The following is a 19,343-nucleotide window of genomic DNA, read 5'->3' as shown; positions in this document are numbered from 1 at the left end:
CTGATATCTAGCATTCAGGTAATTAAAATCATAGTCACACTGATAAAACCCACATGTAGGTTTAAAAATTATTGGTTTGTTGTTTAGTAAATGCCCATTTGTTTGCAATAACTATGAATATTATTTATCAAGCTTTATTGCAAAATATGAACATAACAATATCATGAAAGGCTAGGATAACCTTTTGCCTCCCCCAATAGACACACTCAAAAAATCCTAAAAAAGGAAGAAGACAAAATTTACTTTTTATCTCTTACCTTTTTTTATCTGACTATTAGCTTACTTTGTACCAAACAAGCGATCGCCTGCATCTCCCAAACCAGGTATAATATAACCGTGTTCATCCAAATGGTCATCAATTGCTGCCGTATACAAAGGCACATCAGGATGTACCGCGCAGAAATGCTCAATGCCTTCTGGTGCAGCAAGCAAGCAGACAAACCGAATCGACATCGGATTAGTTGATTTCAGTCTTTCCACCGCTGCCACCGCTGAATTGCCAGTAGCCAACATCGGATCGACCACCAGCATATCTCGCTTATCCACGTCATCGGGAATCTTAAAATAATACTCCACCGGAATCAACGTCTTTGGATCGCGATATAAACCAACATGTCCCACCCTAACCGATGGCATTAACTCCAGCATTCCATCTAAAATGCCCTGTCCTGCCCGCATAATCGAAACTAACACCAGCTTTTTTTCCGGTGCCAGCACTGGTGCATTCATTGGCGCTAATGGCGTTTTTATCACTTCATATTTCAGCGGTAAATCCCGCGTCACTTCATAAGCTAACAACAAGCTAATTTCTTTCAAAAGAACGCGAAATTTTGCCGTACTAGTTTCAGCTTTACGCATCAGCGTTAATTTGTGCTGAATCAACGGATGGTCAATTAAAGTTACTTTTGCCATATTTTTATATAAAGTGGGGAATGGGGAATGGTGAGTCCAGCGCCGTGCGCGGGTTCCCCGCGTTGAGGCGACTGGCTCTCCCGTTGGGGGAATGGGGAGTGGGGAATGGGGAATGGGTAATAGGTAATGGGGAAGAGAGATTTTATTACTTCTAAAACTTACGCAAAAACTCTCCCAAACTCTTCCAAACTCTGTGTTCTCTGCGTCCTCTGCGGTTCGTTCTCCATTAATTCTGCGCTCATTCTCATATATTAAAAAAACAAACAAAACAATCATCAGCAACCAAATGCGATCGCTGATTCATAACTCGTTCCTTAATTCAAACTGACTGTAACTACTTACAATTAGAATACAGTCCCATCGCTTTCTATTTGTATAGGGGGGACACCACCTGTTCTGAGTTCTGCGGCAATTTTTCGTCCTGCTGTCCAAGTTCCACCTTGGAGGATTTTCACCAGTGGCAATTCCTCAGCACTCATACCCAACTTTTCCCGAACTCTAACCGCAATGCAATCCAACAAAATCACAGTCATTGCACGCCATTCAACTATAACTTCTGATGATACTAAATGAGGCGATCGCAAAACCTGTGAATCTTTAACCTTGATAAGTCCCAAATCCAGACATAACCCTCCATTCCGATATTCTGGCAAACCAGTCAGCGCATCTAAATTAGTAATTTCTAAACCGAGTTCCTGTAGAGGTTCCAACAAAGAATAGGTAAGCCATTGAGACAGCTTATGAAATGGCACTAAATTATCATCACCAACAGCCGGGTGAAACCAGACATCCCCCAAGTTAACTCCAGCAACTTCAACTCGTCCAGACCAAATATCACTCAGTCCTTCTAAAACTGCATCGAAAACTGTTGTGGCAGCGATCGCCTGATTCTCAGATTTTCCCATTAAGTAATTTACCATATTTCCCGGACGCGGATTTACTTCGCCAAATAAATCAGGAGAAGATACTAAAGCTTCTCCTAATTTTTGCAACAACTTCAACCGCCCAGAAACCCCCACCAAAGGATTTTCGGCATTTACCTGAAACCCATCCGCCAATTCTTCTTCTGTTAATAATTGCAACTTTTGAGCATCCGCTTTTAAGGATTGTTTTTGGTCACTAGAAAAAGCACCTTGACAAAACATCCGGAAACTAGCCACAGCCAAACCTTCACTTCGCCCAAAACCCAAATTAGTCTCCTGCTCATAATAACCCCAACTATTCCCCGCTCCCGCATCCAGCAAAACACTAATAATCGCCAAATCAAACTTCGCTGCCGCTTTTTGCAGCGGTGTCATTCCCACCAACATCTCATCCAACTGAGTTAAACGTCGCACACCTCCAGCCTCAAAATGTCGCCAACGACTGTGAAACGGAATATCCAAATTTGGGTACTCACCCCGCATCACCGAAATCACATAATCTGCTACCCTATTCAACTGCATCAAATCACAACCAAAATTTGGCAACTTATCTTCAGTCGCCAATACAAACAATTGCATACAACGTTGCCGAATAGCGTAAGCAGAACGAAGATATGCAATCAACTCCTTACCCTCTAAACTTGGCGTTCTTGGCATCTTGGCGGTTCGTATCTCCGTAAATAATGGGAATGGGGAGTGGGGAGTGGGGAGTGGGAAAGTGGGGGAGTGGAGGAGTGGAGGAGTGGGGGATGGGGAGAGGGGGGGATGGGGAGTGAGGAGTTAGGAGTTAAGAGTGAGGAGTTAGGTAGAGACGTTTGGTGTGGAACGTCTGTACGGGAGTTCTTCCCCCTGTCCCCCTGTCCCCCTGTCCCCCTGTCTCCCTACTTCCTACTCCAAACCTCGTCCCTTCACATCAGCTAAACTGTTTGCATCTAACACATCCCCTGTGGTAAAATATCCAGCAGCTTTCTTCGCTTCAATTTCCACCCGCGCATCTTGAGGAATCAAATCATCGGGAATCGCAATTCGTTCAACAATCTCAATTCCCGACTGAGTTATGGCATCGAACTTCATATTACTCATAGATACCATGCGGTCAATGCGAGTAATGCCCAACCAATGCAGTACATCCGGCATTAGTTCTTGGAAGCGCATATCTTGGACACCTGCCACACATTCAGTACGCTCAAAGTAGGCATCAGCGCGATCGCCTCCTTCTTGACGCTTGCGAGCATTGTAAACCAAAAATTTCGTAACCTCACCAAGGGCGCGACCCTCTTTGCGACAATAAACAATAACCCCAGCACCTCCTTCTTGTGCTGTTTGCACGCACACCTCAATTCCGTGTACCAAATAAGGACGACAAGTGCAGATATCCGAACCGAAGACATCCGAACCGTTGCACTCATCATGTACTCTGACAGCTAAAGGCTTATTCGGATCGGCGATCGCTTCTAAATCACCGACAATATACACCGTCAAACCTCCAATTGGCGGCAAAAACACCTCCAAATCCGATCTAGTGACCAATTCTGGAAACATTCCCCCAGTTTGTTCAAATAAAGCGCGACGCAATTCGCCTTCAGTGATATTAAACCGCTTGGCAAGTCCTGGTAAATACCAAACCGGCTCAATTGCGGCTTTAGTTACCACCAAATCGCCACCGGGTTTCATAATTTTACCATCAACTTGCAAGCGTCCTTTGGCGATCGCTTCTTGCAGTTCGGGCATATTAATGTGCGCTTTGGTGATGGCGATCGTCGGACGGATATCATATCCCTGTTCGTAGTATGATGCAAACACCTCAGAGGCGATCGCTCCATAAGGGTCAAGCGAGACGATTTTATCAGCAACTGACCAGCTTGGATATGGTCCAATACGCTCTGTTGGAGACGTGTTGGTTAAATCCGCTATATGATCTGATTGCAGCGATCCGCTAGCCACTGCTAAAGCGCGATAAACCGCATAACCACCCGAATGAGTGCCTATAACATTGCGGTGCGCCGACTTTGTTAAAGTAGCAATCACTGGACCTCGTTGCATCGGGTCAGCAGCACCCCAGTTAATCGCGATCGGTTTGGGACCAGAACGACTGGGATGAGAAGTCAGAACAATATGCCGAGAAACGCTGTTTTGTTTTGGCATAGTCAATTTATTTTTTGTTATCTTTTTATCAACTATTATTTACTAGGGATTTGTCAACTGCCAAGACACCCTTTTCACTTTTATAAAGTTTGTGCTAATGACTTGATATATTGCGTAAACGCACTAACAGTATTACTGACTACAACAAATAGCACGATAATTGCCGAGCATTGCAATTGTCATAATTTAAAGATGCCTTTAAAAGTGATTTAATTGAATAGTTTTGTGCGAAATTACTAATATACAATCTCTAACCTCAAATTCATGGATTCTTTATCAATCAATTCCTTACTTGAAGATTTGAAAAATCCTGACGAAACAGTGCGCGAACACGCGACTAGGAAACTTTGGCGCATCTGGTTCAAGCAAAAGGGAATTTCTGGGCTAGAAACCATAGACCGCAGTCAAAAGCTACTAGACGCTGGGGAACTAGCCGAAGCCGAAACAGTGCTGAACCAACTGATCAAACAACAACCAGATTTTGCTGAAGCTTGGAATCGTCGCGCTTTTCTCTACTACAGCAGCCGCAAATATTATAAGTCGCTAGCAGACTGTCAGAAAGTTGTGGAAATAATACCAGTACATTTTGGCGCACTTCACGGTATGGGCTTGTGTTATGCCGCACTTGGCGAGTACGGTGAAGCAATCAAAGCTTTTCAACGCGCTTTAGAAATTCAACCATATTCTTTGGTAAATCAAAAGTTAATTTTAGAATGTACACTGCGAATCAGCTAAAAATCTAGGCGCTGTAATTTTTCTTTTTGAGTGCCTTATATAACTTTATATTAAAGAAATGGCATGAAAGCGCCGATAAAGAAAAATTCAGAAGTCAGAATATAATGCTTGTTGGATTTTACACCGCTACTCAGGGTGAAGAACGTTGCAAGAGGCTTTCGATGCAAAAATACCGTTTATACAGTCCGCGTAGCTTTGCACAAAATGCAATTCTGACTTTTGACTCTTGTACAGACGTTCCATTGGAACGTCTCTACAACTCCTAAGAAAGCTACTGGTGCGGTTAAGAGCGCAAAGAACGCCTCAATGGAATTATACGCGATCGCCAAGAGAAAAACGTATTTATTGCTAATCCCCATTCTTATTTTATAGAAGAAGAGAGGAGAGCGATCGCATTGCCGTAATCTAAAATTTAAGCAAATGGTTGACCCCTACAATTTGATGAATCCTGGTAAAAGCAAGCTTCTATCAACCTAATATCACATTTTTCTGGAGAATTAACTATGAGTGCCTTAACTTTACAGTTACCCCCAAATCTCAAATTTACAGATGAACAATTTGAACAAGTTGTGATTTTTAACAAAGAATTACGACTAGAATTGACGCGATATGGAGAATTAGTTATTATGTCACCCACTGGGGGAGAAACGGGAAACCGTAACTTTGATTTATTAGGTCAAATATGGTTTTGGAGTCGTCAAAATCATCTCGGAAAAGCTTTTGATTCTTCCACAGGTTTTAAACTTCCAAATGGTGCAACTCGTTCCCCCGATGCGTCTTGGATAAAGATAGAAAGATGGGATGCACTCACTTCAAGTCAACGAAAGAAGTTTTTACCTTTGTGTCCTGATTTTGTAGTCGAATTGGTATCTGAAAGCGATGATTTAGAAGAGACTCAAGCAAAAATGCAGGAATATATAGAAAATGGTTTGCGTTTGGGTTGGTTGATTAATCCGAAAAAGAAACAAGTAGAAATTTATCGACCTTTGGTAGAGGTAGAAGTTTTACAATCTCCTACTAGTTTATCTGGTGAGGATGTTCTTCCTGGTTTTGTGTTAGATTTACAATTAATTTTTGCATAATTTTTTGGATTAATCGTAGAGACGTTCCAGTGGAACGTCTCTACAATACGTCGAATCATCACGTTAATATGCAACGCCAATAATTCTTAATGGTTAACAGCATGACAAACTATCTTGACATTTAGTAGTATTGTAATACTACACATATCAAAAAGTATGGGTAGGGTGTGTTAGGACATTCGTCCTAACGCACCGTCTGTGATGTCTCGGTGCGTTAGGCTTTGCCGTAACGCACCCTACGTGTATTTCTGTGATGTCTCGGTGCGTTAGGCTTTGCCGTAACGCACCCTACGTGTATTTCAAAAATCAAATATTAGTCCTATATCTTTACACATTGTATTATTGTAATCCTACAATAATACAAAGGAATTGCACCCCATGATTGAAATTGACGGTTCCTATGGAGAAGGAGGTGGACAAGTTCTCCGCACCTCCTTAAGTCTCGCTGCCATCACCGGTGAATCCATACGCATTTACAACATTCGCGCTGGACGCAAAAAGCCGGGGTTAGCAGCACAACACTTGACATCAGTTCGTGCTGCTGCGGCAATTTGTCATGCCAAAGTGCGGGGTGATGCTTTCGGTTCAATGATGCTAGAATTCATTCCCGGTAGTTCTGTGCAAGCGGGAAATTACACCTTTGATGTCAGCGAAGCGCGAGAAGGTGGTTCTGCGGGTGCGGTTACTTTAGTATTGCAAACTATCCTCTTACCTTTGGCGCTAGCTGATGGTGATTCCCAAGTAACGCTACGAGGTGGAACTCACGTTGCTTTTAGCCCTTCAACGACCTACATTGAGCAAGTCTATCTGCCAATGTTACAGCAAATGGGCGTGGAAGCTCAAGTAAAACTTGGCGCTTGGGGATGGTATCCTCAAGGTGGGGGAGAAGTGCAATTGCGCGTAAGTGGTGGTAATAAACCCACTGGTATCAAGTTGCTCGAACGCGGTGACTTGCAACAAGTGCGGGGACTGGCAGTGGTAACAGAATTACCTGCCAATATTCCCCAACGCATGGCAAATCGTGCTGAGAATATATTGCAAGAAGCCAAATTAAAAGTTGCTGTGCAAGCATTGCGAGAAAAAGGTATTGCACCTGGGGCTGGTTTGTTTCTCACCGCTAAATATAAAAATAGTTTAGCTGGGTTTAGTGGGTTGGGAGAGAAGCGGTTGTCATCAGAAAAAGTTGCGGAAATCGCTTGTGAGGAGTTGCTGAAGTTTCATCAAACAAGCGCACCAGTAGATGAACATTTGGCGGATCAGTTATTGCTACCGGCTGCATTAGCTAGCGAGAAAAGCGAGTATCGCGTGGCTGAGGTAAGTCTGCATTTGACGACAAATGCAGCGGTAATTGAACAATTTGGGCTAGCGCGGGTAATGGTGGATGATGTGGAGAAGATAGTGGTAGTGGAACCTTATCAAAAATATTAGATTTATATTATATTTCCGCTTCAATAATAGTCACAATCGCAATTGAAATTGCGGACATGGTAATGTCTGACATAATACCTAACTTGTGAATGAATCGTTGCAAGTCTACTCCTCTTAATTGCAATGCGTCAATTGCGGAAACTTTCGTCAAACAATTGCTAGTATCTGGCTCGATTTTGACGTGCCAAATATTTTGAGCAAAAGAAGGTTTCCAATCTGTAATTGGAGCAATCAATTTAATAGGTAATTTCCCCACAGCATCAGCACTAATAACTACTGCGGGGCGTACTTTTTTGATTTCTGCACCTATTGTAGGGTCAAAATTAACTAACCAAATTTCCCCACGCTTAGGCATGTCAGGATTAGTAGTCAATTATGTCACCCGCCATTAACTCTTGCCATTCAGAATCTTGCTGGTAGTGAGACAGCATTGTTTCGGCTTGAGTTTCCAGAATTCGTCTGCGATCGCTAAGAGGTAATTTGAGGAAAGCCTGACGTTCCTGCAAAGAAGGAGACTGGTTATTTTCAGAGTCAATAGAAGTATTAGATTCCGAAATTATAATTATGACCTCAACTGTTTGTCCTTCTGTTAGGTTTAAATTTTGAATCTCAATTTTATTTCCCGGTAAGACTTTTGCTGTCAAATACAAAGTTGATTTCACACATGAACCTACCTTTTTATTTGATCATAATATTATGTGGAAAAGAATAAAATAGTTACAATTCACATTATTTGAGGACAAATGCGGCGGTAATTGAGCAGTTTGGGTTAGCGCGGGAATCTGGATGGGCATAAATAAACGCTTTTTAAGGTAGTAAGTGGCTCTATCCCTTAAAACCGTTGATCTGAGCGGTGAGCCAGCGCGGTCTTGGGGGTCTCCCCCATGAGCGACTGGCGAACCCGAAGGGTAAACCGCTCATTACGAACCAGGAGGTTAGATATGCGAAAACTGAAGTATTACGTAGCTTGCACCGTTGATGGGTTTATTGCCCACCAAGACGGCTCATTTGACGGTTTTCTTTTTCAAGGTGAGCATGTGGCTGATTATTTGGAGTCTTACAAGTGGTTTGATGCCGTTTTGATGGGACGCAAGACATACGAGGTGGGGTTAAAAGAAGGTGTAACCAATCCTTACCCAAGTATGAAGCAGTATGTTATCTCCCGCACGATGAAGGAAAGTCCGGATGAGAATGTGGCGATCGTTTCCGAGAAGGTTGTTGAATTTGTTAGAGCGTTGAAGGATGAAACGGGTAAAGATATATACCTCTGCGGTGGCGCTGATTTAGCTACAATGCTATTTGCCGAAAACTTGATTGACGAGATAATCTTGAAGTTAAATCCTTTACTATTAGGCTCAGGGATTCCACTTTTTTCCGGAGTAGTCAAGCAGACTTCACTGGAACTCACCAACAGCAAGATTTACAAAAACGGTGTTGTGTTGCTTTTTTATCACGTGAAAAATCAGGTAGTTTAGGGAGTTGCTTTATTTGCCCACCATCGACGCAACATAACGCGATTGTTATGCTGCAAGACGATCGCACTCTACAATCAGTAAATGCGATCGCTCGTTCACCCCAAAGCTAAAACTCCTTAAACATCATTCCCATTTACCCACCCACCGAGAAACGCTGCAACACCCAAAGCCGCAACCGCTAAAGCACCCCATTTAACCGGCGGGTTCATATCGAACCAATCTAAGAAACTTGGAATTTCAAGCTTGCCAAAGTCTCCCTTAACTTTGTCATAACCTGCAATCGGTTCAAAAAGATTGTTTGGTGCGTCTTCTGACTTCGGTTCGTTGGTACGCTGTCCGGGAATACCAATTGCCGTCAAGACTGAATCCACTAAAGGAGGCGAAACTCTTTGTAGCACATCTAACACTCTACCCACATCCCCAACGATAAAATCACGGGTGGGATGTTCGGCAACATAAAGAATCGCTTTAGCAACAAGGCTAGGATCGTAATATGGTGGTATCCCTGTCGGTTTCACGCCTAATTTGGTGGCAACTTTATTATAGTAAGGTGTGTTAATAACAGAAGGCAGTATTGAGGTGACGCTGATGGGCAACTTTTCATACTGCAACTCTACCCGCAACGCTTCTAAGAAACCTTCTAAACCATGCTTTGCCGCAGAGTAAGGACTTTGCAACGGTAAACCGCGCTTACCTTCCACTGAAGAAATATGAATTAATGCCCCGCGTCCTTCTTGTTTCAGGTAGGGTAATGCTGCCATCGCACCATGAACCTGTCCCATCAAAGTTACATCAATAACTCGTTGAAACTCTTCGGGTGTGATTTTTTCAAAAGGTGCGAGTATACCTGTAGCAGCGGCATGAACCCAAGTATCGAGCCTTCCGTATTCTGCCACAGTTTGATCGGCGATCGCCTTTACCTGTTCAAAGTCACTGACATCTGCAACAATGGCGATCGCTTCACCACCAAAGCTTTGAATATCGTTCACCAAGGAATTCAACCCTGATTCACTCCGCGCTGCTACTGCTACCTTTGCACCGCGTCGCGCAAACAAAAGCGCTGTTTCCCGTCCAATTCCACTGGAGGCGCCAACGATGGCTACCACTTGCTGATTTATCGGCTTCAATTGCATACTTTATCATCCCTACCCTCTCCTTCCAATTAATAATTTTTATTAAGCCTCGCGACATCTTTCGCAAGACTGAGTAAGGAAGGGGAGTGGGGAGTAGGGAGTGGGGAGTAGGGAGTGGGGAGTGGGGGAGTGGGGGAGTGGGGATAAGGGGGATAAATGCCCGATGCCCAACAACCAACAACTATCCACCAACAACTATCCACCAACAACTAACCACTAACAACTAACCATTAACAATTCTTAATCTCGCCACAAAGCAATTCCACCGAGTAAACCAGTAATATTTGGGATGAGTTTCACATTCTCAGGTAGCTGAATTTTGACTTTTGTGGCTTCACCACCGCCGATATAAAGGTAATTATAGTTGAATAGATTTTGTAGAGAAGCGATCGCCTTTTCTAAGCGTCGATTCCATTTACTATCACCAACTTTTTCTAAAGCTGCACGTCCCAATTGTTGCTCATAAGTCTCGCCTTTTCTAAACTGATGATGCCCCATTTCCAAATTCGGCACTAATTTACCATCGACAAACAAAGCCGAACCAAAGCCTGTACCCAAGGTAATCACCAATTCTACACCCTTACCTACAATTGCTCCCAAACCCTGCATATCAGCATCATTAATCACCCGCACAGGCTTGTTTAAACGCTGTGACAATTCCTTTGCCAAATCAAGCTTAATCCAATCTGGATGCAAATTTACCGCCGTTTCCGTGACTCCATCACGCACCACACCGGGGAAACCTACGGAAACGCGATCGAATTCAGCTTGAGTCGCTGCTAACTCAACAATTGCATTTATCACCGGTTCCGGTTTAGCGGGTTGCGGTGTTTCTTTTCGCACTTTTTCACTTAAGGGATTACCCTTACTATCCAAAAGCAGAACCTTGACACCACTGCCACCAATATCAACAGATAAAGTGCGGATCTTATTATCTTCAGTCATTTGGGTTTTCCTCCTTACTGCGTGTTTTCTGAAAAATAATTAATATTTGGTATTTATTATTACGCTTATATAAACGGTTAGGTTGATAGAACCGCATCAATTTAAAATTACAACCGCAGATGAACGCAGATGAACGCGGATAATTAATTATTATCTGCGTTTATCCGCGTCAAGAAGCGGTTTAAAATCCTTTCATCTAAAATTAATTGACTTTATACCAAAGCACCACCACAACTCGAACCACATCCTGCGGTACAACCATAACAATAAGCAGCAGTTTGTACCTCATCAATTAAGTCTAAACTACCAGCTTCTAGCAACTTAGCAACTGTGAGAATTTCACCATTGCGAGTTTTCGCAGGTAGCTTCATCATTTGGTTAAAGTCACAATCATAGACATTACCCAAATAGTCAATTGAAAGTTCATCACGACACATCAAATTTTCAATTGTACTATTATTAAAATGCGACTCTAAGAACTGCAAATAGGGTGCGTAAAGCTTCTTACGTTCTAAATGCATTTTAGTTCGACCTACTGGAATATTTGTGATTGTGAATAGGTTGTTAAACACAATTTCAAAATGTTCATATAAGAACGTTTTGTAATTCTGTTCCAGCTTATTCTGTTCGGGAGTTAAGGAGAATTTTTCGCTTGTAGGTAACTGTGGATTATACACTAAATCCAAAATTAAATCTGGCTTGTTTCCATAGCCGACTTTATTTAGCCATTGCACAGCGCGAATCGAATCATCAAAAACACCAAGACCCCGCATTTTATCAACATTATCTGCTAAATAGCAAGGCAGAGAAGCAACTACTCTGACTTGATGTTGAGCAAAATATTCTGGGAAATCATCAAAACCATCTTCAAAGAAAATTGTCAAATTCGACCGGACAATTACCTGTTTACCTGTTGCTTTTGCGGCTTCTACTAGTGGCTTAAATCCATAATTCATCTCAGGGGCACCACCTGTCAAGTCAACAATTTTAATTTCTGGAAATTGATGAATTAACTTGATTAACTGTTCGCAAATTTCCGGGGTAAGTTCTTCTGTGCGTTTGGGTCCCGCTTCCACATGACAGTGCGTACAAGCAAGGTTGCAGCGCTTACCTAAGTTAATTTGTAATACACTAATTCCCTTTTTTGTCAAGGGAGAACTTAGTTTCTGTTTGAAAGGTGTTATTGTTGTTTGAAGCATGATTTAAGTAAGTGCCATTCAACCGTAGGTGCGTTAGGCTATTATCAATATTTAAATTTTTGCGCCGTCACGCACCCTACCCTAAGATATACTGTGCAATAATCCGTAAGAAATTCCACTAAGAATTGCGGCAGTAGGTAATGTTAAAATCCACGAAAGCAGAATTTGAGAAAAAACACGCGCATTAGCTGTTTTGGAAATAACTCCGACACCAAAAATTGAACCGACTGAAACGTGAGTTGTCGAAACAGGAAGTCCGAAACGACTGGCAGCAATTACCAAAAGTCCAGTTACAATGTTGGCAGACAAACCTTGAGTATGATTCATTGATGTAATTTTTTTACTCATGGTTTCTGCAACTTTTTTAGCGTTGAGTAAACCCCCTATTGCCATTGCTACTGCTACAGCTATAATTCCTCCTTGAATTGAGAAAGCCTGAATAATCAGGATGAGTGAGACAATTTTCGGAGTGTCATTTAATCCTCTCGCAAAACTAACAACACCAGCACTGATGTAATGACAAATGTCAATAATTTTCTGGTTTTTTGTCAAGTTGGATTTGTGGTAGATATAGTTAAATAAGCTGTAAATTCCAGCTCCTAAAGGAATGGCAATGATCGGACTTAGCAACAGCGGTAAAACAAAGGAGTTTCCCAAAGCTGTAAAATTAACTTTCGTGCCGATCGCTACTAATCCCGCACCAACCAGCGCACCTGTTAAACTGTGAGTTGTGGAAATCGGAAATCCAGCTACAGTAGCGATAATCACAGTTAAACCCGCAGCGATCGCTACTGCTAAATGAAAGTCCGTTGCGTTAGCGATCGCATCCGGAACCAGTCCTTTCCCAGAAAAGCTTTTAATTAATGCTTCCGCAAGAAAAATCGAAGCCACCGAACCCGCAAAAGTTGTAATCGTTGCTAACCAAATTGCTGTTTTATAACTCGCTGTTTGGCTCCCAAATAACGTTGCTACACCTTTGAAGTTGTCATTTGCTCCATTGGAATAAGCTAAAAAAAGCGTAACTACAAACAATGCACCTAATAACATTTCTTATCACTTTTTAACAACAACCGCCGCCGTCATAATACCATGTAGAGTCAGTGATGATTATCTCTTTTGGCTTGAAATCGCCAAGTTTCGCGGCTGTTTTATCGCACACTGCCGCTGGAACTCCACGTTGCAGAATATGTCCGGCTGAATCGTCAAAAATTTCTTCTGCACCCGCGTAAATTGCTGTTTTCCCTGTGAAAATGCAAGCACCATCTTCAGGAATGATAACTTTGAAAGAAACAGAATCCAGACTTTCTAAAAGTAAATTCTCTTCTAAATTGTAAGTTTGAGAATCTAGAAGACGATAAGGACGACGGGCACGAATTTCAACTTGACCAAAACCAGCCTGGATGATACGTTGAGTATACTCTTCATAAGTGAGTGCGCCTGATAAACACATCGCTCGTAACCGCTCATCTTGTTGTAAATGAAGCGGAATTGGAGAAGTAGCGATCGGGTCACTCATCTGCAAGCGTCCACCTGGTTTTAATACTCGATATGCTTCTTTTAAAGCACGAGTTAAATCTTCTGGTTCAAAGATATTAAAAAGGCAATTTTGCGCTACTACATCGACAGAAGCATCATCAACTGGTAAGTTAAAAGCATCGCCTTCGCGAATTTCTACAAAGCTGGTATCAAACCAAGAATTTTCTTTTGCGGCAATTTCTAAATTGCGTGTAGCAGCTTCTCGCATCGCTGCAACCGGATCGACTGCAATTACAGCACTTTGACGACGAGAAAAATAAGCAAATTGCAACGCTTCTAACCCACCACCAACACCAACATATAACACTGTAGGTTGGTTTGCGAGTTCAGCAGCGTGAACGGTGGTACCGCAACCATAGTTCATTTCCTGCATTTGCGAGGGAATATGCAATCCTGGCAACTGCAAGGATGAACTTTGGACGCAACAAAGTCCAACTTGCGGTGTTTGCGCTACTTCGCTGTAGAATTGCGCTGCTGCTTCTAAATAGGTCATTGTCGTTGTGAAGTTTATAGTTCGCTTTGTGAATAGTAATACAACTAACTTTATGTAAGATTAATTTTTGCTAAATGTATCTGGAGTTATGTGTTTTGATATACATTAAATGCAAGCGATCGCGCTTCTACGCTTTTTTTATAGCTCGTAGTAAGCGATTTATCGCTTAATTTGGGCACTTAAGTGCCCACTACGAGTAGAAACGTTCCAGTGGATCTGAATTTTTTTATTTGAAGTTGAAACTATATAAAATAATAAACCTCTACCAAAAGAGATATTTTGAAAGAATCATAATTAATTCTTACACATATATTAAACAACATTTAACTTCTGGCAATTAAACAAAACTAAAATTAAATAATATCCAATTTGTTATCTTGTTTGATAACCTCCGATCAAGGTCATAATCTTGATTTGTGGATATTTATTTGAGATTCGACCAAATAACCGACTAGCTGTAAAGGCTATAACTGCCAATTTTTTCAGGTAAATATCGCAAAGACTGGTCATAAGTAAGATGACCATCATTTTCAAGATAACTAAACTTGCATACTTGTAAGTTGGTCAAAATCACGAAAGTAATGGAGTTCGGTATGATCTTAGCAACCCCGACCCAATCAAAGCCTTTAACTGATGAAGAACTGCGTAAAATCAACGCTTATTGGCTTGCAGCTAACTATCTTTCAGTTGGACAAATCTATTTACTAGACAATCCCCTACTCAAAGAACCGCTGAAGCAAGAAGATGTCAAACCCAGACTTCTCGGTCATTGGGGAACAACTCCGGGTCTTAACTTTATTTACGCTCACCTGAACCGAGTTATCAAAAAGAATGACCTGAACATGATTTATATTGCAGGTCCCGGTCACGGTGGTCCTGGATTGGTCGCTAACACTTACCTCGAAGGTACTTACAGCGAATATTACCCGAATATTTCCCCAGATGCCGAGGGGATGAAGAAACTCTTCAAACAGTTTTCTTTTCCTGGGGGTATTCCCAGTCACGTTGCACCAGAAACTCCGGGTTCGATTCACGAAGGTGGTGAACTCGGCTATTCTCTATCCCATGCTTACGGTGCAGCTTTTGATAATCCTGACTTGATTGTTGCTTGCGTTATTGGTGATGGTGAAGCAGAAACCGGACCTTTAGCAGGTAGTTGGCACTCAAACAAGTTTCTCAACCCAGTGCATGATGGTGCTGTACTACCAATTTTACATCTTAATGGTTACAAAATTGCTAACCCAACAGTGCTGGCACGAATCAGCCATGAAGAGTTAGAAAGTTTATTTGTCGGTTACGGCTATAAACCTTACTTTGTCGAAGGTTCCGACCCAGAAATTGTACATCAATTGATGGCAGCAACGCTAGATACTGTAATTCGGGAAATCAAAGAGATTCAACAAGACGCCCGGAATAATAATAATACTGGACGATCGCCTTTTCCAATGATTATCCTGAGAACTCCTAAAGGTTGGACTGGACCAAAAGAGGTTGACGGCAAAAAGACAGAAAACTTTTGGCGATCGCATCAAGTTCCTTTTGGTGAAATTGCATCCAAACCAGAACACCTCAAACTCCTGGAACAGTGGATGCGAAGTTACAAACCGGAAGAACTCTTCGATACTAATGGTACACTAATTCCCGAACTAGCCGAACTCGCCCCCAAAGGTCAGCGTCGCATGGGAGACAATCCCCACGCTAACGGTGGTATTTTGCTGCGCGACCTGAAAATGCCTGACTTTAAAAATTACGCTGTTGAAGTTGACAAACCGGGCGCAGTTGTTGCCGAAGCTACCAAGGTAATGGGGAAATTCCTGCGGGATGTAATCAAACTAAATTCCGAACGGCGCAACTTTCGCATCGTTGGACCCGATGAAACTCAATCGAATCGGCTGGACGCTGTATTTGAAGTGACAACAAGAACTTGGGATGCCGAAATACTTCCAGAAGACGAAAAGCTATCCACCGATGGACGAGTGATGGAAATTTTGAGCGAACATACTTGTGAAGGTTGGTTAGAAGGATACCTCCTCACCGGTCGTCACGGTTTCTTCTCCTGCTATGAAGCGTTTATCCACATAATTGACTCAATGTTCAACCAACACGCAAAATGGTTGAAAACTACTCGTCATATTCCTTGGCGCCGACCGATCGCTTCTCTCAACTATCTCCTAACTTCCCACGTTTGGCGACAAGACCACAACGGCTTTTCTCATCAAGACCCAGGTTTTATCGATCATGTGGTGAACAAAAAATCTGAAGTCATTCGGGTTTATTTGCCACCCGATGCTAACACCCTGCTATCAGTCACAGACCACTGTTTGCGAAGCCGCAACTATGTTAACGTCATCGTCGCCGGCAAACAACCCGCGTTGCAGTATCTTGATATGGAAGCTGCTATTAAGCATTGTACCTTTGGTATCGGCATTTGGGAATGGGCAAGCAATGACAAAGGCTTTGAACCCGATGTGGTGATGGCTTGTGCGGGAGACATTCCGACGCTGGAAACTTTAGCGGCAGTAGATATTCTGCGTCAGAACTTCCCCGACTTGAAAGTGCGCGTGGTCAACGTGGTAGACTTGATGACACTACAACCAACAAGCGAACATCCGCACGGGTTGAGCGATAAAGACTTCGACACTCTCTTTACGACTGACAAACCTGTAATTTTCGCCTTTCATGGCTACCCTTGGTTAATTCATCGCCTCACTTATCGTCGCACAAACCATGATAACTTTCATGTGCGCGGTTATAAAGAAGAGGGAACGACTACCACACCGTTTGATATGGTCGTCCTTAACGAGTTAGACCGCTTTAGTTTAGTGGATGATGTGATTGACAGAGTGCCACAACTAGGGTATAAAGCCGCTTATGTCAAGCAGATGATGCATGACAAGTTGATTTCACATAAGCTTTACATTAACGAGCATGGTGAAGATATGCCAGAAATTCTTCACTGGAAATGGCAGGACTCAGGTCAGAACACTGATGTCGGTCACGAGGGAAGTTAAACGTAGTAAGCACTTTAGTGCTTAAAATGAAATAGCGATCGCCTTCATAACTTTGGGAATACTGAAATAATCTAAGCCAATGGAGTGATAAATATGGCGAATAATCGTATCAGTGCTAGTTTTTCCCAAAAAGACCGAGAAGCGGTGATGGAAGCGATCGCTACTATCAAAGAAAAGCTGCCGTTTTTAATTGATTTGACGGCAAATGAGCGTAAATACTTGCCGAAACTAGGTGACAAAAGTCAAGCTTTTGTAAGTAAAGCCTTAGAAGTAGCCACACAAAACCCGGATTTTCTGCCTAGGTCGTTTAATGTAAATGAAATGCGCCTAGATGTAGAATTATTTGAGGCGTTGTATCCTGTGCTGCTATCTTTAACGCAATTGCAAGAATTGGTAGATGATACCTTGATTGCAACTGGCAGTGAAGCTTATACAGCAGCTCTTTTAGTTTACAATTATGCCAAAGCTAGCGGTGATGTAGCTGGTTTAGATACGGTGATTGATGACTTAGGACGCAGGTTTACCCGTAAATCTCGCAAAACACAGCCGCAAACGTCGGCAGTTTAAAACAAAAACTCAGTTATTCTGCCTGAAAAGTTGAAATTTTAAGCTTTGAAGCTCGATGTTTGAGTGTAGAACTCAACGTTCCGAGTTCAAAGCTTAAATTTTGGAGTTCAGAACATCAAGTTTCGAGTTCTGAGGGTGAAGTTCCGAGTTCCGAACACGAAGTTTCGAGTTCCGAACACGAAGTTTCGAGTTCCGAACACGAAGTTTCGAGTTCCGAACACGAAGTTTCGAGTTCCGAACACGAAGTTTCGAGTTCCGAGGGTGAAGTTTCGAGTTCTGAGGGTGAAGTTCCGAGTTCTGAGGGTGAAGTTCCGAGTTCTGAGGGTGAAGTTCCGAGTTCTCAGGGCAATATCTCACGTAAATCCGCTGAAACGTTGCAAAAACATGTTAGATAACTCTGCACAAGAGAAGTTGGGTTACTCCTCCAATAAACTGACAGGAATATATGCTTGAAAACTCTCAAAATCCTTATCAGTTGTCATAATGCACCAACCACGACGATGAGCAACTGCACAAAGTAAAAAATCTGTGTTGGCTCCTTGAATACCATTTGTGCGGCAAGTGTTGTAAAATTCAGCAGCCAGTTCGTAGTCTTCAGTTGTCAATTCTAAGTCAGGAAAAGCGCGGAGATAGTCTTTAAGTCTGGTAAACTGTTCAGCATAACGAATACCTGAAAGCACCTCTTGCCGCACAGCCCCTAATAATACTACTCGATTGTCAACAATCAAATCACGCAACAGATTGACAACAGGTATTACTTGTGTAGGAGTATTCCGTCTCAATGCCAATGACCAGACAGAGGTATCTACAACAATCACTGCTTTTGTCGCTGCTGTTTGTAATTGTAATCTTCTTCATAGTCAATTGTTCCAAACAAATCAACTACCATTTGTTGCTTGCGACGCTGCACATATTCACGCAAAGCCTGTTCAACTACATCACGTTCAGTTTGTTGATTGCCAAGGGCTAAAGCTTCTTTAATTAAGGCTTCGTCGATTTGAAGATTGATTGTCATGTAGTTTTCATAACTATAAACTGCGACACAATCAGGATTTTATCACTATCATCCTCATATATACCTGCCCGACTTACAGCATAATCGTCAAGAAGCGGTGTATCTCGTCTGTGGCTTATGCTCCAATCTTTCAGTGCCTGAATTGATTCTTCAGCGCTAGCAGTTTCATAAAATAAAGGCTTTTGTTTAGACTTCACTAATTGCTCAAGCATGGCATCAAGATGAGGTTTTACTGCTGACTCTGATAAGTTTGTGATCTTGACTAACGTTGAGGCGATCGCTTGTATTTCTTCTATGTGTGCCTCTTTAAACTCATCAAGCACTTTAGACTCACTATTTCTACCTGAAGATGTGCTGGTGTCCATAAAAATTCAACAGTAGAGTCAGGACGATTAACTTTACTATAGTGTTATTTTTAGCGAGTTCTACTTCGTTTGGACGCTGGTGATTAAAATCTCATCAAAACACTCAGTCTGCTCAAAACCTTAAAATTTGCCAAGTAAATATGCCATAACCCACTGCGACTGTCAGGATCGTTATGTGAAGAGTAAAAAGTAGACCTTTTCAAAAGGGGGATGACGGGGACAAGGGGACAAGGGGAGGACACTTCCGTGCGGGGGTTCCCCCCCGTTGAGGAAGGTGTCCGTGGACAAGGGGAGGACACTTCCGTGCGGGGGTTCCCCCCCGTTGAGGAAGGTGTCCGTGGACAAGGAGGACAAGGGGAGGACACTTCCGTGCGGGGGT

At 42.5% G+C, this 19,343-nt stretch carries 21 protein-coding genes and 1 pseudogene; 8 read left to right on the top strand and 14 right to left on the bottom strand.

The features are described from left to right. Window positions 1-279: 279 nt before the first annotated feature. The 3 genes from upp to PI95_RS13630 all read right to left on the bottom strand — a co-directional run bounded on the left by upp (window position 280) and on the right by PI95_RS13630 (window position 3,980). On the bottom strand, window positions 280-912 hold the full coding sequence (gene upp, locus PI95_RS13640; protein ID WP_039740905.1) for a uracil phosphoribosyltransferase: 633 nt from the start codon (window positions 910-912) through the stop codon (window positions 280-282). A 344-nt stretch (window positions 913-1,256) separates the two neighbouring features. Next, a complete protein-coding gene (locus PI95_RS13635; protein WP_039740907.1) occupies window positions 1,257-2,492 on the bottom strand; it encodes a URC4/urg3 family protein in 1,236 nt (411 codons plus the stop codon). 231 nt (window positions 2,493-2,723) lie between these two features. After that, window positions 2,724-3,980 carry a GTP cyclohydrolase II gene (locus PI95_RS13630; protein ID WP_039740910.1) on the bottom strand — a complete coding sequence of 419 codons (1,257 nt, stop codon included), beginning with the start codon at window positions 3,978-3,980 and terminating at the stop codon, window positions 2,724-2,726. 264 nt (window positions 3,981-4,244) lie between these two features. Between PI95_RS13630 and PI95_RS13625 the strand changes: the two genes are divergently transcribed. The 4 genes and pseudogenes from PI95_RS13625 to rtcA all read left to right on the top strand — a co-directional run bounded on the left by PI95_RS13625 (window position 4,245) and on the right by rtcA (window position 7,225). Further along, on the top strand, window positions 4,245-4,715 hold the full coding sequence (locus PI95_RS13625) for a tetratricopeptide repeat protein (RefSeq protein ID WP_039740913.1): 471 nt from the start codon (window positions 4,245-4,247) through the stop codon (window positions 4,713-4,715). A gap of 293 nt (window positions 4,716-5,008) precedes the next feature. Continuing rightward, window positions 5,009-5,192, top strand: a pseudogene (locus PI95_RS35925) (FAD-binding protein); the annotation flags it as partial. Window positions 5,193-5,218: 26 nt separating this feature from the next. After that, window positions 5,219-5,797 carry a Uma2 family endonuclease gene (locus PI95_RS13620; RefSeq protein ID WP_039740915.1) on the top strand — a complete coding sequence of 193 codons (579 nt, stop codon included), beginning with the start codon at window positions 5,219-5,221 and terminating at the stop codon, window positions 5,795-5,797. Between the two features lie 378 nt (window positions 5,798-6,175). Beyond that, window positions 6,176-7,225, top strand: a complete 1,050-nt coding sequence (gene rtcA, locus PI95_RS13615; protein WP_039740918.1) for an RNA 3'-terminal phosphate cyclase — start codon at window positions 6,176-6,178, stop codon at window positions 7,223-7,225. 7 nt (window positions 7,226-7,232) lie between these two features. On the opposite strand, the gene PI95_RS13610 is transcribed toward rtcA, so the two are convergent. Together PI95_RS13610 and PI95_RS13605 are read right to left on the bottom strand one after the other, a co-directional pair. Further along, entirely contained in the window at window positions 7,233-7,598 is a 366-nt protein-coding gene (locus PI95_RS13610) for a type II toxin-antitoxin system PemK/MazF family toxin (RefSeq protein ID WP_039740921.1), read from the bottom strand. Beyond that, the gene (locus tag PI95_RS13605) at window positions 7,588-7,887 is read right to left on the bottom strand and encodes a hypothetical protein (protein ID WP_039740923.1); all 300 of its coding nucleotides are present in this window, start codon (window positions 7,885-7,887) and stop codon (window positions 7,588-7,590) included. The genes PI95_RS13610 and PI95_RS13605 overlap by 11 nt, the downstream gene beginning before the upstream one ends. Window positions 7,888-8,166: 279 nt before the next feature. Between PI95_RS13605 and PI95_RS13600 the strand changes: the two genes are divergently transcribed. Further along, window positions 8,167-8,700 (top strand): dihydrofolate reductase family protein, encoded by a 534-nt coding sequence (locus tag PI95_RS13600; RefSeq protein WP_039740925.1) that lies wholly within the window; start codon window positions 8,167-8,169, stop codon window positions 8,698-8,700. Window positions 8,701-8,816: 116 nt separating this feature from the next. Here the strand turns inward: PI95_RS13600 and PI95_RS13595 are convergent, their stop codons facing one another. The 6 genes from PI95_RS13595 to arsM all read right to left on the bottom strand — a co-directional run bounded on the left by PI95_RS13595 (window position 8,817) and on the right by arsM (window position 14,006). Then, window positions 8,817-9,833 carry an SDR family oxidoreductase gene (locus tag PI95_RS13595; protein WP_039740927.1) on the bottom strand — a complete coding sequence of 339 codons (1,017 nt, stop codon included), beginning with the start codon at window positions 9,831-9,833 and terminating at the stop codon, window positions 8,817-8,819. 29 nt (window positions 9,834-9,862) lie between these two features. Next, window positions 9,863-10,036, bottom strand: coding sequence for a hypothetical protein (locus PI95_RS13590; RefSeq protein WP_163518870.1), 174 nt, complete (start codon window positions 10,034-10,036; stop codon window positions 9,863-9,865). Between the two features lie 37 nt (window positions 10,037-10,073). After that, on the bottom strand, window positions 10,074-10,778 hold the full coding sequence (locus tag PI95_RS13585; protein ID WP_039740929.1) for an ROK family protein: 705 nt from the start codon (window positions 10,776-10,778) through the stop codon (window positions 10,074-10,076). Window positions 10,779-10,990: 212 nt separating this feature from the next. Next, window positions 10,991-11,977: an arsenosugar biosynthesis radical SAM (seleno)protein ArsS gene (gene arsS, locus PI95_RS13580; RefSeq protein ID WP_039740932.1), complete on the bottom strand. Its 987-nt coding sequence runs from the start codon at window positions 11,975-11,977 to the stop codon at window positions 10,991-10,993. Window positions 11,978-12,058: 81 nt separating this feature from the next. Continuing rightward, on the bottom strand, window positions 12,059-13,024 hold the full coding sequence (locus PI95_RS13575; RefSeq protein ID WP_039740936.1) for an inorganic phosphate transporter: 966 nt from the start codon (window positions 13,022-13,024) through the stop codon (window positions 12,059-12,061). A 13-nt stretch (window positions 13,025-13,037) separates the two neighbouring features. Continuing rightward, the gene (gene arsM, locus PI95_RS13570) at window positions 13,038-14,006 is read right to left on the bottom strand and encodes an arsenosugar biosynthesis arsenite methyltransferase ArsM (protein ID WP_039740939.1); all 969 of its coding nucleotides are present in this window, start codon (window positions 14,004-14,006) and stop codon (window positions 13,038-13,040) included. Between the two features lie 593 nt (window positions 14,007-14,599). On the opposite strand from arsM, the gene PI95_RS13565 reads away from it, so the two are divergent. The 3 genes from PI95_RS13565 to PI95_RS35210 all read left to right on the top strand — a co-directional run bounded on the left by PI95_RS13565 (window position 14,600) and on the right by PI95_RS35210 (window position 17,979). Further along, window positions 14,600-17,017 carry a phosphoketolase family protein gene (locus tag PI95_RS13565; protein ID WP_039741547.1) on the top strand — a complete coding sequence of 806 codons (2,418 nt, stop codon included), beginning with the start codon at window positions 14,600-14,602 and terminating at the stop codon, window positions 17,015-17,017. Between the two features lie 93 nt (window positions 17,018-17,110). Then, complete coding sequence (locus PI95_RS13560) at window positions 17,111-17,584, top strand: hypothetical protein (RefSeq protein WP_039740943.1); 474 nt, start codon at window positions 17,111-17,113, stop codon at window positions 17,582-17,584. A 59-nt stretch (window positions 17,585-17,643) separates the two neighbouring features. Continuing rightward, a complete protein-coding gene (locus PI95_RS35210; protein WP_039740947.1) occupies window positions 17,644-17,979 on the top strand; it encodes a hypothetical protein in 336 nt (111 codons plus the stop codon). A gap of 21 nt (window positions 17,980-18,000) precedes the next feature. Here PI95_RS35210 and vapC read toward each other — a convergent pair whose 3' ends face one another. Genes vapC through PI95_RS13540 form a run of 3 tightly spaced genes read right to left on the bottom strand, consistent with a single transcriptional unit; the run spans window position 18,001 to window position 18,964 of the window. Beyond that, window positions 18,001-18,402 (bottom strand): type II toxin-antitoxin system VapC family toxin, encoded by a 402-nt coding sequence (gene vapC, locus PI95_RS13550; RefSeq protein WP_039740950.1) that lies wholly within the window; start codon window positions 18,400-18,402, stop codon window positions 18,001-18,003. Beyond that, window positions 18,399-18,599 (bottom strand): type II toxin-antitoxin system VapB family antitoxin, encoded by a 201-nt coding sequence (locus PI95_RS13545; protein ID WP_039740951.1) that lies wholly within the window; start codon window positions 18,597-18,599, stop codon window positions 18,399-18,401. Before PI95_RS13545 ends, vapC begins: the two co-directional genes overlap by 4 nt. Further along, complete coding sequence (locus tag PI95_RS13540) at window positions 18,596-18,964, bottom strand: hypothetical protein (protein WP_052324827.1); 369 nt, start codon at window positions 18,962-18,964, stop codon at window positions 18,596-18,598. Before PI95_RS13540 ends, PI95_RS13545 begins: the two co-directional genes overlap by 4 nt. Between the last annotated feature and the right edge of the window lie 379 nt (window positions 18,965-19,343).

This window comes from Hassallia byssoidea VB512170 (assembly GCF_000817785.2).
Taxonomy (GTDB): Bacteria; Cyanobacteriota; Cyanobacteriia; order Cyanobacteriales; family Nostocaceae; genus Hassallia; species Hassallia carrinoi.
This window is presented reverse-complemented; position numbering and strand designations above follow the sequence as displayed.

What these genes read in the sequence shown, in the direction of transcription:
- upp (WP_039740905.1), bottom strand. Translation starts at nt 912, where the DNA reads ATGGCAAAAGTAACTTTAATTGACCATCCGTTGATTCAGCACAAATTA.
- PI95_RS13635 (WP_039740907.1), bottom strand. Translation starts at nt 2,492, where the DNA reads ATGCCAAGAACGCCAAGTTTAGAGGGTAAGGAGTTGATTGCATATCTT.
- PI95_RS13630 (WP_039740910.1), bottom strand. Translation starts at nt 3,980, where the DNA reads ATGCCAAAACAAAACAGCGTTTCTCGGCATATTGTTCTGACTTCTCAT.
- PI95_RS13625 (WP_039740913.1), top strand. Translation starts at nt 4,245, where the DNA reads ATGGATTCTTTATCAATCAATTCCTTACTTGAAGATTTGAAAAATCCT.
- PI95_RS13620 (WP_039740915.1), top strand. Translation starts at nt 5,219, where the DNA reads ATGAGTGCCTTAACTTTACAGTTACCCCCAAATCTCAAATTTACAGAT.
- rtcA (WP_039740918.1), top strand. Translation starts at nt 6,176, where the DNA reads ATGATTGAAATTGACGGTTCCTATGGAGAAGGAGGTGGACAAGTTCTC.
- PI95_RS13600 (WP_039740925.1), top strand. Translation starts at nt 8,167, where the DNA reads ATGCGAAAACTGAAGTATTACGTAGCTTGCACCGTTGATGGGTTTATT.
- PI95_RS13595 (WP_039740927.1), bottom strand. Translation starts at nt 9,833, where the DNA reads ATGCAATTGAAGCCGATAAATCAGCAAGTGGTAGCCATCGTTGGCGCC.
- PI95_RS13585 (WP_039740929.1), bottom strand. Translation starts at nt 10,778, where the DNA reads ATGACTGAAGATAATAAGATCCGCACTTTATCTGTTGATATTGGTGGC.
- arsS (WP_039740932.1), bottom strand. Translation starts at nt 11,977, where the DNA reads ATGCTTCAAACAACAATAACACCTTTCAAACAGAAACTAAGTTCTCCC.
- PI95_RS13575 (WP_039740936.1), bottom strand. Translation starts at nt 13,024, where the DNA reads ATGTTATTAGGTGCATTGTTTGTAGTTACGCTTTTTTTAGCTTATTCC.
- arsM (WP_039740939.1), bottom strand. Translation starts at nt 14,006, where the DNA reads ATGACCTATTTAGAAGCAGCAGCGCAATTCTACAGCGAAGTAGCGCAA.
- PI95_RS13565 (WP_039741547.1), top strand. Translation starts at nt 14,600, where the DNA reads ATGATCTTAGCAACCCCGACCCAATCAAAGCCTTTAACTGATGAAGAA.
- PI95_RS13560 (WP_039740943.1), top strand. Translation starts at nt 17,111, where the DNA reads ATGGCGAATAATCGTATCAGTGCTAGTTTTTCCCAAAAAGACCGAGAA.
- PI95_RS13545 (WP_039740951.1), bottom strand. Translation starts at nt 18,599, where the DNA reads ATGACAATCAATCTTCAAATCGACGAAGCCTTAATTAAAGAAGCTTTA.
- PI95_RS13540 (WP_052324827.1), bottom strand. Translation starts at nt 18,964, where the DNA reads ATGGACACCAGCACATCTTCAGGTAGAAATAGTGAGTCTAAAGTGCTT.